Origin of the sequence: Streptomyces sp. NBRC 110611, from assembly GCF_001590865.1 — a bacterium.
Lineage (GTDB): Bacteria > Actinomycetota > Actinomycetes > Streptomycetales > Streptomycetaceae > Streptomyces.
The window spans coordinates 1-953 of sequence record NZ_BBUY01000089.1; the positions used below are offsets into that span (position 1 = coordinate 1).

Here is a 953-nt window from a genome sequence, read left to right on the forward strand (position 1 = left end):
TTGGCACGCGGCAAGCTTCGGATCTACCTCGGCGCGGCGCCGGGTGTCGGCAAGACGTACGCGATGCTGTCCGAGGCGCATCGTCGGGTGGAGCGCGGTACGGATTGTGTGGTGGCTTTTGTCGAGCATCATGACCGGCCGCGTACCGAGGTGATGTTGCACGGGCTGGAGCAGATTCCGCGCAGGGAAATGGAGTACCGCGGCACCCGTTTCACGGAGATGGATGTGGATGCGGTGCTGGAGCGCGCCCCCGCGGTGGCGCTCGTCGACGAGCTGCCGCATACCAACGTTCCGGGTTCGCGCAATGCCAAGCGGTGGCAGGACGTCGAGGAGTTGCTGGCCGCGGGCATACACGTCATCTCCACGTGCAATATCCAGCATCTGGAGTCCCTCGGTGACGTCGTGGAGTCGATCACGGGGGTGCGGCAGCGGGAGACCGTGCCCGACGAGGTGGTGCGGCGCGCCGATCAGATCGAGCTGGTCGACATGTCGCCGCACGCGCTGCGGCGGCGTATGGCGCACGGCAACATCTACCAGCCGGACAAGGTCGACGCGGCGCTGTCGAACTACTTCCGGCCCGGCAACCTCACCGCGCTGCGGGAGCTGGCACTGCTGTGGGTGGCCGACCGGGTCGACGAGTACCTCCAGGAGTACCGGCGCGAACACCGGGTCTCGAAGATCTGGGGCTCCCGGGAGCGCATCGTCGTGGGTCTGACCGGCGGGCCCGAGGGCCGTACGCTCATCCGGCGTGCCGCCCGTCTCGCCGAGAAGGGCGCCGGCGGTGAGGTACTGGCGGTCTACATAAGCCGCAGTGACGGACTGGCCTCCGGCTCGCCCAAGGAGCTCGCCGTCCAGCGCACCCTGATCGAGGACCTGGGCGGCACCTTCCACCATGTGATGGGCGAGGACATCCCCTCCGCCCTGCTCGCCTTCGCCCGGGGGGTGAACGCCAC

1 pseudogene is annotated in these 953 nt (G+C 68.3%); it reads left to right on the forward strand.

Features of this window, described 5'->3' with window-relative positions:
* Window positions 1-953: pseudogene (locus AZE13_RS33480) on the forward strand (histidine kinase); the annotation flags it as partial.